Source organism: Sandaracinus amylolyticus (assembly GCF_021631985.1).
Classification (GTDB): Bacteria; Myxococcota_A; Polyangia; order Polyangiales; family Sandaracinaceae; genus Sandaracinus; species Sandaracinus amylolyticus_A.
This window is the reverse complement of record NZ_CP070225.1, coordinates 4851350-4866291: the sequence shown is the minus strand read 5'-3', so window position 1 is coordinate 4866291 and position 14942 is coordinate 4851350. Positions and strand designations below refer to the sequence as shown.

13 protein-coding genes are annotated in these 14942 nt (G+C 72.5%); 7 read left to right on the top strand and 6 right to left on the bottom strand.

The annotated features are described in order from the left end of the window. Positions 1 to 168: 168 nt before the first annotated feature. From I5071_RS20500 to I5071_RS20485, 4 genes are read left to right on the top strand one after another with little or no spacing between them, the layout of a single operon-like run. Positions 169 to 750 carry an RNA polymerase sigma factor gene (locus I5071_RS20500; protein ID WP_236607184.1) on the top strand — a complete coding sequence of 194 codons (582 nt, stop codon included), beginning with the start codon at positions 169 to 171 and terminating at the stop codon, positions 748 to 750. Then, positions 747 to 2696 (top strand): hypothetical protein, encoded by a 1950-nt coding sequence (locus I5071_RS20495; protein ID WP_236607183.1) that lies wholly within the window; start codon positions 747 to 749, stop codon positions 2694 to 2696. The genes I5071_RS20500 and I5071_RS20495 overlap by 4 nt, the downstream gene beginning before the upstream one ends. An 18-nt stretch (positions 2697 to 2714) precedes the next feature. Beyond that, entirely contained in the window at positions 2715 to 3104 is a 390-nt protein-coding gene (locus I5071_RS20490) for a hypothetical protein (RefSeq protein WP_236607182.1), read from the top strand. A 28-nt stretch (positions 3105 to 3132) separates the two neighbouring features. Further along, positions 3133 to 3903: a TRM11 family SAM-dependent methyltransferase gene (locus I5071_RS20485; protein WP_236607181.1), complete on the top strand. Its 771-nt coding sequence runs from the start codon at positions 3133 to 3135 to the stop codon at positions 3901 to 3903. A 56-nt stretch (positions 3904 to 3959) separates the two neighbouring features. Here I5071_RS20485 and I5071_RS20480 read toward each other — a convergent pair whose 3' ends face one another. The 6 genes from I5071_RS20480 to I5071_RS20455 all read right to left on the bottom strand — a co-directional run bounded on the left by I5071_RS20480 (position 3960) and on the right by I5071_RS20455 (position 12463). Then, a complete protein-coding gene (locus I5071_RS20480; RefSeq protein WP_236607180.1) occupies positions 3960 to 5216 on the bottom strand; it encodes an RCC1 domain-containing protein in 1257 nt (418 codons plus the stop codon). 45 nt (positions 5217 to 5261) lie between these two features. Then, positions 5262 to 6293 carry a hypothetical protein gene (locus I5071_RS20475; RefSeq protein WP_236607179.1) on the bottom strand — a complete coding sequence of 344 codons (1032 nt, stop codon included), beginning with the start codon at positions 6291 to 6293 and terminating at the stop codon, positions 5262 to 5264. A gap of 35 nt (positions 6294 to 6328) precedes the next feature. Beyond that, the gene (locus I5071_RS20470) at positions 6329 to 7342 is read right to left on the bottom strand and encodes an SUMF1/EgtB/PvdO family nonheme iron enzyme (RefSeq protein WP_236607178.1); all 1014 of its coding nucleotides are present in this window, start codon (positions 7340 to 7342) and stop codon (positions 6329 to 6331) included. A gap of 93 nt (positions 7343 to 7435) precedes the next feature. Then, the gene (locus tag I5071_RS20465) at positions 7436 to 7996 is read right to left on the bottom strand and encodes a helix-turn-helix transcriptional regulator (protein ID WP_236607177.1); all 561 of its coding nucleotides are present in this window, start codon (positions 7994 to 7996) and stop codon (positions 7436 to 7438) included. Between the two features lie 130 nt (positions 7997 to 8126). Then, positions 8127 to 9995 carry a hypothetical protein gene (locus I5071_RS20460; protein ID WP_236607176.1) on the bottom strand — a complete coding sequence of 623 codons (1869 nt, stop codon included), beginning with the start codon at positions 9993 to 9995 and terminating at the stop codon, positions 8127 to 8129. Further along, entirely contained in the window at positions 9977 to 12463 is a 2487-nt protein-coding gene (locus I5071_RS20455; RefSeq protein WP_236607175.1) for a PPC domain-containing protein, read from the bottom strand. Before I5071_RS20455 ends, I5071_RS20460 begins: the two co-directional genes overlap by 19 nt. A gap of 75 nt (positions 12464 to 12538) precedes the next feature. Between I5071_RS20455 and I5071_RS20450 the strand changes: the two genes are divergently transcribed. Genes I5071_RS20450 through I5071_RS20440 form a run of 3 tightly spaced genes read left to right on the top strand, consistent with a single transcriptional unit; the run spans position 12539 to position 14930 of the window. After that, positions 12539 to 13393 (top strand): class II glutamine amidotransferase, encoded by an 855-nt coding sequence (locus I5071_RS20450; RefSeq protein ID WP_236607174.1) that lies wholly within the window; start codon positions 12539 to 12541, stop codon positions 13391 to 13393. Between the two features lie 17 nt (positions 13394 to 13410). Beyond that, the gene (locus I5071_RS20445; RefSeq protein WP_236607173.1) at positions 13411 to 14310 is read left to right on the top strand and encodes a ribonuclease HII; all 900 of its coding nucleotides are present in this window, start codon (positions 13411 to 13413) and stop codon (positions 14308 to 14310) included. Next, positions 14307 to 14930, top strand: a complete 624-nt coding sequence (locus I5071_RS20440) for a uracil-DNA glycosylase family protein (protein ID WP_236607172.1) — start codon at positions 14307 to 14309, stop codon at positions 14928 to 14930. The genes I5071_RS20445 and I5071_RS20440 overlap by 4 nt, the downstream gene beginning before the upstream one ends. Positions 14931 to 14942: the final 12 nt, after the last annotated feature.

Here is a 14942-nt window from a genome sequence, read left to right as displayed (position 1 = left end):
CGGCGCGTTCGCATTTTGGGCCTCGCCCGAGTGCTCGTCCCGGAGGGACCGGACGGGAGCGCGCGGACGGAAGGGACCGGAGCGGCGAGCCGATTTCTTTTTCGGTAGCCTCGATCCCGCAGGCGCGTTTTCGATCAGAAACGCGCGAGCCCGGAGGAACCGACGGGCGTGGACGCGGGGCGCGAAGACGGGCTGGAGGTGGCGCTCGCCGCGGCGCGCGCTCGCGCGGTGGGCGCGGGCGGCGTCGACGTGGGCGCCGTGTTCGACGCGCACGGCAAGTACGTCGCGCGCGTCTTGCGCTGTCTCGGGGTGCGCGATCAGGAGCTCGCCGACGTGTGCCAGGAGGTCTTCCTCGTGGTGCAGCGTCGATTGCGCGAGCTCGACGGTCGCGCGTCGCTGCGGACGTGGCTCTACGCGATCTGCGTGCGCAAGGCGCTCGCGGCGCGGCGTGATGCGGCGCGACGACGCGCGCGCGAGGCACCGGAGACGAGCGAGCCGATCGGCGAGCGCACGCCGCAGGACGAGCTCGAGCGCACGCGCCGTCTCGCGCAGGCGATCGAGATCCTCGGCGGCATCGCCGAGGACAAGCGCGCGGTCTTCGTCCTCTACGAGGTCGAGCAGCTGCCGATGCCGGAGGTCGCGGAGATCGTGGGTTGTCCGCTGCAGACCGCGTACTCGCGGCTCTACGCGGCGCGGAAGGAGATCGCGGAGGCGCTGCGTCGCCTTCGCGCCGGTGGGAGGGCGGAATGAGCGGTGGGATGCACGACGACGACGCGATGCTGCGCGAGCTCGTCGAGGTGCTGCGCGGTGCGGCGCCCGAGGGCGAAGCGCTCGCGGTGTTGCGCGCGGAGGTGGTCGCGGGCGCGGCGCGCGGGCGGCGCGGTGGCTCGGGTGGCGCGTGGGTGGTCGCGGGGGTCGTCGCGCTGCTCGTGAGCGGCGGCGAGGTCGCGGCGGCGCCGGCGCGCGAGGTGGTGCGGGCGCCGGAGGTGGAGCACGCCGCGATCGTGATCGCGCCCGAGCCCGTCGTCGCCGAGGCACCGCGGGTCGAGCCGATCGCGGAGCCTGCTGCCCCGCCGCCGCGCTCGCGATGGCGCGCGCGGGCCGCGGTGACGCCCGAGATCGACGAGCCGATCGTGGACGCGTCGTGGCTCGCCGCGCTCGCGCGCGTGCCCTCGAGCGCGAAGTCCTCACCCGCCCCGAGCGAGGTCCCGTCGACGCTGCACGCCGACGCGCTGCGCGCCTACGCCGCAGGCCGGTGCGACGAAGCGATGCCGATGCTGCAGCGCGTGGTCGAGGGCGAGAGCGAGGACGCGCCCGCGGCGATCGAGCGCGCCGAGCTCCTGCTCGCGGAGTGCCTGTTCCGCGGCGGGTTCGTGCAGTCGTCGTTCGCGATGGTCGATGCGATCGCGCGACGCGGCGAGGCACACACCCAGCACGACGAGGCGCTCGATCTGCTCGGTCGCATCGCACAGCGCGCGCCCGATCCCGACGCGCTCGTCGACACCGTGTCGCACTACTCCGAGGATCGGCTGGTGCGACTCCAGGGCACGCCGTCGCACGACGCGCTGCTGCACCTGCTCGCGCGCGCCCGCTACCTCGCGGGCGACTTCGACGCGGCGGCGCGGCTCTTCGCACGCGCTCGAACCGGCACTCGCTGGTACGTGCCATCGCGGTACTGGGAAGGCATCGCGCACGTGCGGCGTCGTCGCGCGCAGCCGGCGACCCAGGCGTTCCAGGCGGTGATCGATGCCGTGGGCACCGATCGCGACGGAGGCAGCGGCGAGCGCGAGCACCTGCGCGACCTCGCGCGCATCGCGATCGCGCGCGTCGCGTACACCGCGGCGACGCCGGGGCGCGAGAGCGCCGATCCCGCGCGCCAGACCGTGCTGCTCGAGCGCGCGCTCGAGGCGTGGCAGCGCGTCGATTTCGGCAGCGTGCACGGGCTCGACGCGTTCTTCGAGGAGTCGTGGGCGCTCTACCTGCTCGGCGAGCACGCACGCGCGCTCGGTCACGTGCACGGACTGCTCTCACCGCAGCTCGAGGATCGCGTGCACCCCGAGGCGCTGGTGCTGCGCGCGACGATCTACTTCGAGCACTGTCGCTACGAGGCGGCGGAGCGCTCGGTCGCCGACTTCCACACGCGCTACGACGCGCTGCTCGATCGGATCGGCGCGCAGGAACGCGGCCTCGACGATGCGGATGCGGCCTATGCGCTGCTCGATGCGGTGCGCTCGGATCGCGGTCCCTCGGGTGTGCTCGGTCGCGTGCTGCGCACCACGTTCGCCGATCGCGAGATCGCACGACAGCTCGTCCTGGTGCGCTCGATCGATGCCGAGATCGCGCGCGTCGATCGCGCGTCGTTCGCGGGCACGTCGCTCGCGGCGCGCGTCGCGCAGGAGCTCGCGATCCAGCGTGCGCTCGCGGTCACCCGCGCCGGGGAGTCGGTGCGCACCCGCATCGCACGGCTCGCGGACGAGCTCCGTGCGCGCGCGAACGAGATCGACACCGTACAGCTCGAGATCGAGACCGCGCGGCGCCGCGCCCTCGAGGACGGCGTACCGCTCACGCGCGAGCCCGAGCGCCCGACCTCGATCGTCGCGGTGCAGGGCGATCAGATCTGGCCCTTCGACGGCGAGTACTGGGACGACGAGCTGCCCTACTACCGCGAGCACGTGACCTCGATCTGCACGCGCTGATCCGGTACATCGGCGGGCGTGCACGTCGTCGTCGCGATCAAGGCGCTCACCGTGGTGTACGCGCTCGCGTCGTCGGTGCGCGCGCGCTTCCACGTCGGGCTCGCGGCGACCATCGCCATCACGCTGCTCTCGGTCGTGCTGCCGATCCTGATCCTCACCGATCACGCGGGCGCCCTCGGTGCGAGCGCGATCGAGCACCCCTGGGTCGCGCCGCTGCTCAGCGCGATCGTGGGCGCGATCACCACGCGCATCGCGTTCCGCGCGGTCGATGCCGAGCGCGAGCCGGGGCGTGTTCCTGCGTTCGAGGGCGCGGCGTACGCGCTGCTCGGGAGCACGCTGCTCGACCTCGGGATGGCGGTGATCGCGGGGTTCGTGCTGCACCTGATGGCGCGCACCAGCGCCTCTTGAGCGCACGTGCCAAGACTGCGGGGATCGCATGCGACGTCCCGACGACCGTGATCCCCGCCCTGCGCCGTCCCATCGCGGCAAGCCGGTCCAGCGCCCGAGCAAGCCGCCGCTGCGGGTCCAGACCACGACGCTCTGGGAGTACCCCTCGCAGCACTACGGCGCGGGCATGCAGGGCGATCAGCGCTACGTCGGCGCGACGCCCTCGTACGTCATCTGGAATCTCATCCAGCGCTACACGCGCGAGGGCGATCTCGTCGTCGATCCGATGTGCGGCTCGGGCACGACGATCGACGTCGCGAAGGACACGAACCGCCGCGCGCGCGGGTTCGATCTCGCGCCGTTCCGCGACGACATCGAGAAGTCCGACGCGCGCAAGCTCCCGCTCGGGAAGGAGAGCGTGCAGCTCGTCTTCCTCGATCCGCCCTACGGCGATCACATCGACTACTCCGAGGATCCCGCCTGCATCGGGAAGCTCAGCGCGTACGACCCGCGCTACTACGAGGCGATGGGCCAGGTGCTGCGCGAGTGCGCGCGCGTGCTCGTGCCCGGCGGCGTGATGGGCCTCTACGTGTGCGACTACTTCGAGAAGAAGAAGGGCTTCGCGCCGGTGGGCTTCCAGCTCTTCGCGCAGCTCGCGTCGCTGATGATCCCGCTCGACGTCGTGGCCGTCACTCGGCACCACAAGACGCTGAAGATGGGCAACTACCACAAGGCCGCGGAGGAGCAGAACTTCTTCCTGCGCGGCTTCAACTACCTGTTCATCGTGCAGAAGCCCGAGCGCGCCGCCCGCCGTCGCTGAGCGGTGTCCAAAATCGGCTCGCTGCCGCCAGCGAGCACTCCAGCTGGGCTGAGCGATCAGAAGCCGACCACGCGCACCGGCGTGGTCGATCCGACGCGGGGCGCGCCGTCGCCGAGCTGGCCGTAGTCGTCCTCGCCGAAGCACGCGACGCCGCCGTCCTCGAGCGCGACGCACGCGTGCTCGAAGCCGATCGAGTAGCGACGCGCGCCGAAGGGCCCGATGCGCACGTCGGCGCCGACGTGCGGGACGAGCACCGGGAAGCACCCGAGCGAGCCGTTCTCGTGCACCACGCACGCGCGTCCCCGCTCGCCCGCGCCGACCTGCAGCGCGCGCGAGAGGCCGACGATCTCGTGCGCAGGGAACGGTCCTTCGGCGCGGCCCGAAGGGCCCATCGAGCCCCAGCACGAGACGCGTCCGCCCTCGAGCACCGCGCACGTGTGGTGCGTGCCCGCGCTCACCTGCTCCGCGCCCGCGACGCCGGGCACCTGCACCGGCGTGAGGATCGCCTCGACGCGCTCGACGCCCAGCTGGCGCTCGAGGTTCTGGCCCCAGCACCACACGCTGCCGTCGTCGCGCACCGCGCAGGTGTGTCGCCAGCCCGCTTCGATGTGCTCGATGCGATCGAGCGCGACGACCGTGATCGGCGTCGTGGTCGAGGCGGTGTCGCCGTGGCCGAGCTGTCCGAACGCGCCGTGGCCCCAGCAGGTCGCGGTGCGATCGGAGCGCACCGCGCAGGTGTGCTGTCCCGCGGCGCTCACGCCGCGCGCGCCCGTGATGCCGGGCACGCGCACCGGGCGATTCGTCGTGCTCGACTCCCCGAGCACCACGCCGACCTGACCGTGGAGGTTGTGGCCCCAGCACCAGATCTCGCCGCGGCGCGAGCGCGCGCAGGTGTGCTGCATGCCCGCGGAGATCTCGGCGAAGGGCTCGTCGTGCAGCACCTCGACCGGCGCGTCGCGGTCGACGTAGGTGCCGTCGCCGAGCTGACCGCTCGCGTTGTTGCCCCAGCACAGCGCGCGTCCTCCGCGCAGCGCGCAGCTGTGTCGCCAGCCCGCCGAGACGATCTCGACGCGCGGGCTCTCCTCGATCGGATCGCGCCCGCCGTCGTCGAGCGGGATCGCGGCGTCGCGCTCGTCGGCGCGCGCGTCGCGCGGCACGTCCGCGTCGCGGAGGCCGGGATCGCTCGGCGAGCCCGCGTCATCCGACGCGGGCTCGTCGTTGCTCCAGATGGGATCGAGCGGCGAGCGCGCGCCGCATCCCGACACGATCACCGAGCAGACGAGCAGGAGCGAGGCGAGGACGAGCGTGCGCACGAGCGTGGGTCGCGCCCGCGCGTGAGCTTTTCCACACGGCGGGGCTCAACGCGGCACGCACAGGCCCGAGGCGTCACCACTGCCCTGCGGCATGCAGGTGCTGCTCTCGTCGCAGGGGTGTGCGTCGTCACAGAACGGCCGACAGCGCGCCTCGGGGGCACCGGCGCGGGTGCAGGCGTGATCGGCGGGGCAGTCGACGCTGCGATGGCAGATCTCGCCGCTCGGCGTGGTGCCGATCGCGCGACACGCGAGGCCGTCGGTGATCGCGCCCTCCGCATCGAGCACGGTCGCGCCGTCGCACGTGGCGAACGACGGGCACTCGGTGCCGAAGCGCGTGCAGCTCGGCACGCAGTAGCCGACCGGCGGCGCGGTGAGCGCGTACCAGCGGCACGCCTGTCCCTCGCCGCACTCGCCGTCGTCGCGGCAGATCGAGCGGCACACGATCATGTCGTCGCCGAGGCTGCCGGCGGTGCAGGTGAGCCCGGCGCCGCAGTCGTCGGTGCCGGAGCCGCCGACGGTGCACGCCTCGCCGGCCATCGCTGCGCCGCGCCGCACGCACGCGCTCACGATCGGCGCGGGCGCATCGAGCCCGAGGTTGACGGGCGCGCAGCGCTCCTCGGCGGTGCACTCGTCGTCGGCGACGCAGCATGCGTGATCGAGCGCGCGCGTCGACGACGCGCGGGCCTCGCACGAGAAGCCGATCGACTCGTCACTGCACGTGATGTCGATCGCACCGCGATCACGACGCCCGGTGCACGCGAGCCCGCCTGCTTCGAAGCGCAGCACGTCGCCCTCGACGGTCGCGTCGATCGCGCCGAGGCTCCCCGAGATCGTCGCTGCACATCCGTGCTGAGCGATGCACAGCGTGCCGAGCTCGAGCGCGGTGCCGCGCAGGCAGGTCTCGTCGAGACCGACGCCGTACGCGCCCTCGAACGATGGGCATCCGCTCGCGTCGAGCTCGGTGATCGTCGCGTCGACGGGCGTGCTCGCGTCGTCGGGCTGGCTCGTCGCGTCGTCTCCGCAGGCGACGAGCGAGGCCGAGAGCAGCACGACTGCGAGGCGTGGAAAGGCGTGCACGGCAGAAGGAGTAACACGAGCGACTGGCTCGCCGATCACTCGCTCCAGCAGCAGCGAAAGCCCGTCGAGTAGTCGCGGTGCGAGACGTCGTGCGCCGTCGTCGTGTAGAGGCAGCCGGGACCGTTGCGCACGGTGTCGACGTAGAAGCCGCCGCGGAACGTGCCCGCGGGATCCGACGTCCACTCGTGCAGGTTGCCCATCATGTCGAGCGCGCCGCTCTCGCTCTCGCACATCGGGTGATCGCCGGTGCGCGCGAGCGAGTCGGGCAGCTGGCTCAGGCACGGATGATCGAGCTCGGAGTAGATCCAGTCCGCGCTCGTCATGAAGTACTCGACCGCGGGGTGCTGCGCGCGCGCGTCGTTGCACCAGCCGGGCATGCGCGTCGCGCCGTACGGATACGTCGTACCGCTCGAGCCCTGACACGCGCGCAGCCACTCGGTGTTGGTGCAGAGGCGCTTGCCCGCTTCGGTGCACGCCGCGGCCGCTTGGGTGCCGCGGATGTAGCCCTGCGGGACCGCGCCGCGCAGCGACGTCGCGCGCACGCGCACGCCGACCGGCTCGAAGTAGGGCGACCAACCGCGCGTCGATCCGTCCGCGAGCACCTCGACGAGCGAGGCCTCGAACCGATCGATGCAGAACGCGTCGGTGACCCGCACCATGCCGGCGGGGCATCCGTCTTCGCCGGGCTCTTCGACGAGCCCTTCGTTGGGCAGCGGGCGCGCGTCGGGATCACACGTCGACGAAGTGCCGCCGTCGCGCGGCGCGGTGCAGCACTGGATGCTCGTCGGGCCGGGGCAGAGGCCGGGCGTCGAGGTGCCCTCGCACGCCGCGACGTCGACGCAGCGCCCCGCGATGCCCGAGGCCGTGCACGGGCCCCAGTCCGACGCGCCGTCGAGCGACGCGTCGTCGGGCATCGTGCCCGCGTCGTCGAGCCCGAGCTGCGCGTCGGGGCCCGCGTCGAGACGATCACCGCCGCCGTCGAGGTCGGAGGCGACCGGTCCACAAGCCATGACCGTCGCGGCGAGGAACGCGAGCACGAGAGCGCGCACCGGATCGGGATATCACGGGGCGCTCCGGATGCGGAGGTGGGCGGCCCGCGCGGCGCACATGGGCGTGGGTGGGCGCGCCCATGTGCGCGATCCTCAGCGCTGCGCGAGCCGGAACTGCACCTCCGCCTGCATCGACGGGATCGAGCGCAGCCCGATCTTGCGGCGCACGTCGGCGAGGAGCGCGCGCACCGAGCCGTCGGCGAGCGACATCGCGCTCGCGATGCCCGCGCAGTCGCGCCCGCGATGGGTCCACCACAGGACCTCCGCCTCGCGCGGCGTGAGGCGCCATTCCTGGCAGGCGTCCTCGAAGCGCAGGGCGCGACGGCCCGCGGCGCAGTGCGCGGACGCGACGAATTCACCGAGGGCCGAGACCCGCTCGTGCGCCTCGGCATCGGCTCGGACCACACGCGCGCGCGGCGTGGTCACGAGGGGCGCGCTCATCGAGCAGAGCAGCAGCATCGGGATCGCGAGCTGCGCGGAGTGGAGCTCGAGGATCGCCGCGTCGGACGGCGAGGCATCGGCCACCACGACGCCCGCAGGGCTCGCGAGCTCGTCGAGCGCATCGAGCGCGACGTCGAGCGTCGCGACGACGTGCACGGTCTCGGACCAACTGCCGAGGTGCGGCAGCAACGTCCCGAGATCACCGAGCGCCACGACCGTGTGGGTGGTCGGCGCGAAGGGGACGCGGCGGGCGATGCCGGGCCGGGAAGCGGGCGGGCGGGCGCGGAGTGGGCGGGCGGACACGCCGCGTCACGAAGCGCGAAGCGTGCCATCGCGCCGGCGCTCAGCGAGCGAGGATCTCGTCGAGGTACGTCAGCTCGTCGCCGCAGAAGGTCGAGCGCGCGAACCCGCTCTGCCGTGCGCGCTCGCCGAGCGGGCGATCGCCGCCGCGATCCATGAGGCAACCATCGCCGTCGGTCTCGTTGTGGAACGCGGTCGCGGCGCCGTAGGGCTGGGCCATGCCGAGGCTGTGGCCGAGCTCGTGCGCGGTCGTCTCGCCGATGATCGACGCGAGCGCGGAGAGCGCTCGCTGCACCGCTGCGACGCGCGTCGCATCCCCTTCGCCGCGCACCTCGGCGAGCGTCGCGGGGGCGCGACGCACCGCATCGAAGAGCTCGTCGAAGAGCGGCTCGGGATCGGGCGAGCTCGGCGGTCGCTCGCCGGGCAGATCGGGATGCGACGACCACCACAGCAGCGACTCGACGAAGACGCCGCCGTAGCCGGGATATCCGTCCATCTGCGTCTCGGCGTTCGCGCCGCCGATGCGATCGAAGAGGCGCAGGTTGCCGATGTCCTTCCCGGGCGAATTGTCGTAGCCGAAGAGCCCGTTTCCGTTGGGATCGGGCCCGCCGATCTCGACGACGGCGAACGCGGTGGGATCGAAGTCGTCGGGCTCCTCGAGCCGCACCTCGAGCGACCAGCTCGCGTAGATCTCCTCGATGCGCGCGACGATCGCCTCCTCGATGGCGCCCGCGGCGGCGCCGAGCCCGAAGCGCTCGAGGCTCGAGTAGAAGCCGGGCAGGAACCGCAGGTGGACGATCTGCCGGATCGGCCCGAGCACGAACGAGAAGGGCACGGCAGCGCCTTCGATCTCGTCGGTCCCCGCGATCACGATCGGGGTCGCAGTGCCGGCGAACTCGCCGCGCGCGGCGCCGAAGAGCGCGGCGACCACCGCGTCCTCGCGCACCTCGGTCTCGATGACGAGCCGCACCTCTGCGCCCGAGACGAAGCGCGGCACGAGCTCGATCGGATCGAGCGCCCGTGCAGTGCCGCCCTGCGGCGTGAACGTGCCCTCGAGTCGGATCAGCGAGGTCTCGCTCGGGCGATCACGACCGCCGAGGAATCCCGCGCCGCGCACCCGCAGGAGCGCGCCGAGCGACGCCATTCGGGGCTCGACGGAGAAGAGCTCGGGCCCGCCGAAGCGCAGTGTGGTCGCGACCGGCGCGGTGTCGCGCGCCCGACCGCCCGCGAGCGTCGACTCGAGGCGCATCGTGCCCTCGAACGTGCCGGGCCACACGCCGCCGAGGTCCGTCGTGAGCACCACGATCGCGCGATCGCGCGCGGTGCGCTCGGCGAGCGCGATGGGAAGGCGTGCATCGACCGCGCTCGTCGCGCCTCCGAGCTCGCGCGTGAACGTGCCCTCGAAGTGCGCGAACGACTCGCCCTCGGTCGCCGACACGAACCCCGCGCCGCGCAGCACGACGACGTCGTTGCGGTGCACGTCGCCGCTCGGCGGCGCATCGAGCGAGAGCGGCAGATCGCGCGCGAGCTCCCACGTGTCCTCGAAGGGCTCGCTGCGATCGTCCGCGCCCTCGACGGTGAGCGTCACGTCGACGAAGCCCTCGCCGAGCGCATCGACGAGCGTGCGCGGCACCTCGAAGAGGAACGCGTCGTCCTCGTCGTGCGGGACGCTGGGCAGGTCGAAGGTCGTTCCGCCGGTCGCGACCTCGAGCACGGGATCGCGGCCCACCGCGTCGAGCGCGACGCCCGCGACGCGCAGCACGGTGCCTGCGAGGACGGGCTCGGGCGCCTCGACGAGCGTGATGCGCGGCGCGGGCACGTCGGGCGGACGCACCGGATCGGGATCGCCGCACGCGACGACGAAGAGCGCGAGCATGACGATCGACGCGCGCATCACGATGCCGGCACGCACGCGAGGTGGAGCGTGCCGCCCACGTCGTCCACGAAGTCGCACGCGTAGCCCTCGGCGTCGCGACAGCGCTCCACGTCGCTCTCGCACTCGAGCACGCACGCGCTCACGCCGCTCGTCGTCACGCAGAACGTGCCGCTCTCGCAGTCCGCGTTCGTGCGGCACCCGGCGCGCGCGCAGTACCCGCCCGGCCACGCGAGGCACGCGCGCTGTCCGCCACACGCCGTCGCATCGGCGCACGCCGCGCCGTTCGCGCCGGCGCCGCGCACGCCGCACGCGCGTCCTTCCGCGAACCACTTGCACGCTTCGGTCGAGCGGCAGTCGGAGTTCACGGTGCACGTCGCGCCGCAGTGACGCGCGGCGCTGCCCGGGCCGTACACCGGGCACAGGTGCGACGACGGGCACATCGCGTCGGAGGCGCACGCGTCGCTGCGGCACGTGCCCGCGTCGCAGACCTCGCCCGATGCGCACGCGCGGGTCGTGGTGCACGTCGTGATCGGCGTGGTCGTCACCTCGCCGACGTAGGTGTTCGCCGCGGTCGAGAAGCCGTGCACGCGCACGTAGTAGGTGCCCGCTGCGGGCAGGCTCGCGTCGATCACCTCGCTGTCGCCGGTGCCCTCGGAGATCGCGATCCGGGCGCCGTCGGGGCCCTGCAGCTCGAGGTCGAGATCGCCGATCGCCGCGTCGAAGAGGATCTCGACGTGCGCTGCGCTCGCGCCGGTCACGGTGAACGCGACGTAGTCGTCGTCGTCGGGGCAGATCGTGCCTTCGAAGTCGCGCGTCGTGAGCCGCCGTGCGGTGGCGCGCGTGTCGTCGGGCTCGAACGTGTCGTCGCTGCAGCACGCGAGCGGAGCGCGCGTGATGGAAAGGTCGTACGCGTTCTGCGCGTTCATGTAGCCGAGCACCTGCGCGAAGACGCGGCCGGTGTCGCCGAGGCAGAAGCTCGCGCTCTCGCGATCCATCGTGCTCGCGCTCGACGCGACGATGGTCCCGCTCGGCGAGAGCAGGCGCAGATCGAGATCGCCCGCGTCGTGATCGAATCCGTCGATCGTCACCGTGACGAGATCTCGGAACGCGCCGTCGATGCGGAAGAAGTCGGAATTCCCGCCGCAGATCTGCAGATCGGCGTAGCTCGTCATCGACGCGAGCGTCGGCGTCTCGAGCGTGTCGTTGGGCTCGAGCGCGTCGTCGGTGCACCCGGTGCTGCCGCCGCACACCGCCGCGACGTCGCCGCACGCACGGCGGGTCGCGCCCTCGATCGTGATCGCGTCGCCGCAGGTCCCGACGGTGCACGCGCTCACGGCGCACGACGTCAGGCAGCGCGCGCCGCCCGCCGCCGCGACGCAGATCCCGCTCGCGCACTCGGTCGATCGCGCGCACGGCGAGCACTGCCCGAGATCGCCGCCGGTGCTCGCGCCGCCGACCGCGAAGAACGCGACGACCGACGAGTCGGTGCGGTGATCGCACGCCGTCCCCGTCGCATCGTCGTTGTCGGTCGCGGTCGCGAGATAGAAGACCTCGGCGTCCGCGCCCTCGGCGAGCCCGAGCGAAGGAATGCGCGCGCGCCACTCGCCGCCCTCGTTCGGATCGAACACGACCTGCTCGAACGCCGTCACGTCGGGGCTCGCACGATCGTCGGGCGCGGTGCGCGACCAGTAGAGCAGCGGCGCGTCGCGCAGGCCCACGTCGTCGGTCACGCGGATGCGCACCTCGTATCCGCTCGAGCTCGTGACGCGCTCGCCCTCGAGCGGCGTGACCAGCGTGATCGAAGGTGCCGCGCCGGGGCAGCCGGTCGTGGGCCCGGTGCGCAGCACCACGACGTAGTCGTGCGGCACCGGCGGGTGATCTCCGTCGTCGGCCTCGAGCTCGATCGTCCAGCGCTCGCTCGCCGCGATCTGATCGCCGGTCGGGCACCACTCGAAGCGCGCGCTCTTCGCGCCCTCGTTCACGATCAGCGCACCCTCCGGCAGCGGCGCGCGCTCGCGGATCTCGACGGCCGGCGTGTCGTCGTCGCGGATCTCGACGTCGAAGCGCACGCAGGGGTCGCGCATCAGGTCGTGGGTGCCGCCCGCGCCCGGGCGCAGGAACACCGGCGCCGAGTCCTCCGAGGGCACGACGTTCACGACGACGCGCTCGCCGTCGTAGCGCTCGCCCGAGGGCGACGTGATCTCGAAGAGCAGCTCGTGACGTCCCACGTGGCTCGCGAGCGGCGTCCACCGGAACTCGCCGCGCCCGGGCGATCCCGAGAGCGACGTGACGCTCTCGAACGCAGCGAGCGGCGGGCCCTCGATCGACACGCGATAGCGCAGCTCGCGACCCGCGTCGTTGCGCACCGGGAGCTCGATCGCGAGCGTCTCGCTCACCCGTGCGTCGACCGGGAGCACCGGGAGCAGGTCGGGCGTGTCGCCGTCGGGCTCGCACGCGAGGAGGACGAGCGCGAGCGCGAGAAATGGAGTCGTGGAGGACCGCAAAGCACGGCGATTCTAACGCGACGGCGCGCGAGCGTTTGCCGAGGTGTGCGTCGCGGCCGTAGGTTTGAGCCCCGAATGTGCCGTCTCTTCGGGTTCCGCTCGGTGATCCCCTCGCAGATGCATCGCTCGCTGGTCGCCGCGGACAACGCGCTCGGACGACAGAGTGAGCGGCACCCGGACGGCTGGGGCGTCGCGTACTACGTCGACGGCGCGCCGCACGTCACGCGCAGTCCGACGCACGCGCTCGGGTGTGCGCTCTTCCAGCGCGTGAGCGGCGTGGTCTCGAGCGAGACCGTGCTCGCGCACGTGCGCAAGGCGACGCAGGGCGGGCACACGGTGCTCAACTGCCATCCCTTCCAGTACGGGCGCTGGACGTTCGCGCACAACGGCGACGTGCCGACGTTCGCGCGGGATCGCGATGCGCTCCTCGCGGAAGTGTCGCCGCGGCTGCGGCGCTTCGTGCTCGGCGAGACCGACAGCGAAGTGATCTTCTTCATGGTGCTGACGCGCCTCGAGGCGCTCGGGCCGCTCTCGTCGCCGCGCGACGTCGACGACGTGATGGCGGCAGTCGCAGCGACGATGCGCGACGTCGATCGCATCGCGCAGCAGGACGCGGACGCGAAGCCGAACCTGCTCACGGTGATCCTCACCGACGGCACGACGATGGTCGCGCACCAGGGCGGCAAGGAGCTGCACTTCTCGACGCACAAGAAGCGCTGCGCCGATCGCGAGTCGTGCTCGTTCCTCGCGCCGCACTGCGAAGCGCCGACGACGACCGGCGCGATCAACCACCTCGTGCTCTCGAGCGAGCCGCTGCACGGCGAGAACGTCTGGTGCGCGCTCGAGCCCGGCGAGATGGTCGGCGTGGATCACCGGATGCGATTGGTGCGCCGCTCGAGCGATCCGCGGAAGCTCGCGGTCGTCGCCTGAGGTAGCCTGTCCGGCCGATGTCGGAGCCGAAGAAGCTCACGCTGTCCGAGCTGCGCAAGCGCTACGTCGACGAGGCGCGGCCGCTGCCGCAGGAGATCGAGAACGCGCTGCGCGCCGACGAGCGGCCCGGCGCGAAGTCGCTGCTCGCCGCGATCGAGAAGCGACGGCGCGCGAACCGCGCCGAGGGGCAGCGGCTGCGGCATCTCTCGCGCTTCGAGAACGAGCTCTGGGAGTCCGGCGTGCAGCTCGTCGCGGGCGTCGACGAGGCGGGGATGAGCCCGCTCGCCGGGCCGGTCGTCGCGGGCGCAGTGATCCTGCCGGTCGGGTTCAAGCTCGTCGGCGTCGACGACTCGAAGAAGCTCGATGCGAAGGCGCGCTCCGAGCTGGTGATCGAGATCAAGGCGCGCGCGATCGCGTGGGCGGTCGGCATCGTGCCGCCCGACGAGATCGATCGCGTGAACATCTATCGCGCGGGGCTGCTCGCGATGCGTCGCGCCGTCGAGGCGCTCGCGACCGTGCCGCAGCACCTGCTGATCGATGCGCGCAAGCTCAAGGAGCTCGCGATCCCGCAGCGCGCGATCATCCACGGGGACGCGCTGAGCGTGTCGATCGCGGCCGCGAGCATCGTCGCGAAGACGACGCGCGACGGGATGATGGACGAGCTCGATCGCACCTATCCCGGCTACGGGTTCGCCAAGCACAAGGGCTATCCGGTCGCCGAGCACACCGACGCGATCACGAAGCTCGGCGTGTGTCCGATCCACCGTCGCTCGTTCGGTCCGGTGCGCCGCGCGCTCGGGCTCGAGCCGGTGCAGACCGAGCTCTTCGCGACGCCGAGCGCGCCTCCCGCGATCGATCCCAGCGTCGCCGCGGAGATCGCGGCGATGGAGGCCGAGGTCGCCTCCGAGCCCCAGTGAGCGCGCGCGTCCTGCGCCAGCTGCGCGTGCATCGCGACGAGGTGATCGCGTGCCGCCGCTGCGACGGCGTGGTCGGTCCCTCGGTGATCGGCCCCGCGATGACGTCGCGCATCTACGCGCTCGGTCAGGCGCCCGGGCCGCACGAGGCGAGCAAGGGCCGGCCCTTCGCGCACACCGCGGGCAGGACGCTCTTCTCGTGGACCGAGCGAATCGGCGTCGACGAGGCGCGTTATCGCGAGCGCGTCTACATGGCCGCGGTCGCGCGCTGCTTCCCGGGCAAGGGCAAGTCGGGCAGCAAGGGCGATCGACTCCCGAGCACCGACGAGATCGAGCGCTGTCGTCCCTTCATCGCGCGCGAGATCGCGCTGCTCCGGCCCGAGCTCGTGATCCCGATCGGACGCCTCGCGATCGCCGAGGTGCTCGGCCCCTTCGAGAAGCTCGAGGACGTCGTCGGCACGAGCACGCGCGCCCGCTTCCACGACCGCGAGGTCGACGTGATCCCGCTGCCGCACCCCAGCGGGCTCTCGGCGTGGCCGAAGATCGAGCCGGGCAAGACGCTGCTGACACGCGCGCTCGAGCTGCTCGCCGCGCACCCGACCTGGCGCGCGACGTTCGACTGAATCGCGACCCGG

Excerpts from the sequence above, each read along its gene's own strand:
- I5071_RS20495 (WP_236607183.1), top strand. The coding sequence starts at position 747 with ATGAGCGGTGGGATGCACGACGACGACGCGATGCTGCGCGAGCTCGTC.
- I5071_RS20485 (WP_236607181.1), top strand. The coding sequence starts at position 3,133 with ATGCGACGTCCCGACGACCGTGATCCCCGCCCTGCGCCGTCCCATCGC.
- I5071_RS20450 (WP_236607174.1), top strand. The coding sequence starts at position 12,539 with ATGTGCCGTCTCTTCGGGTTCCGCTCGGTGATCCCCTCGCAGATGCAT.
- I5071_RS20445 (WP_236607173.1), top strand. The coding sequence starts at position 13,411 with ATGTCGGAGCCGAAGAAGCTCACGCTGTCCGAGCTGCGCAAGCGCTAC.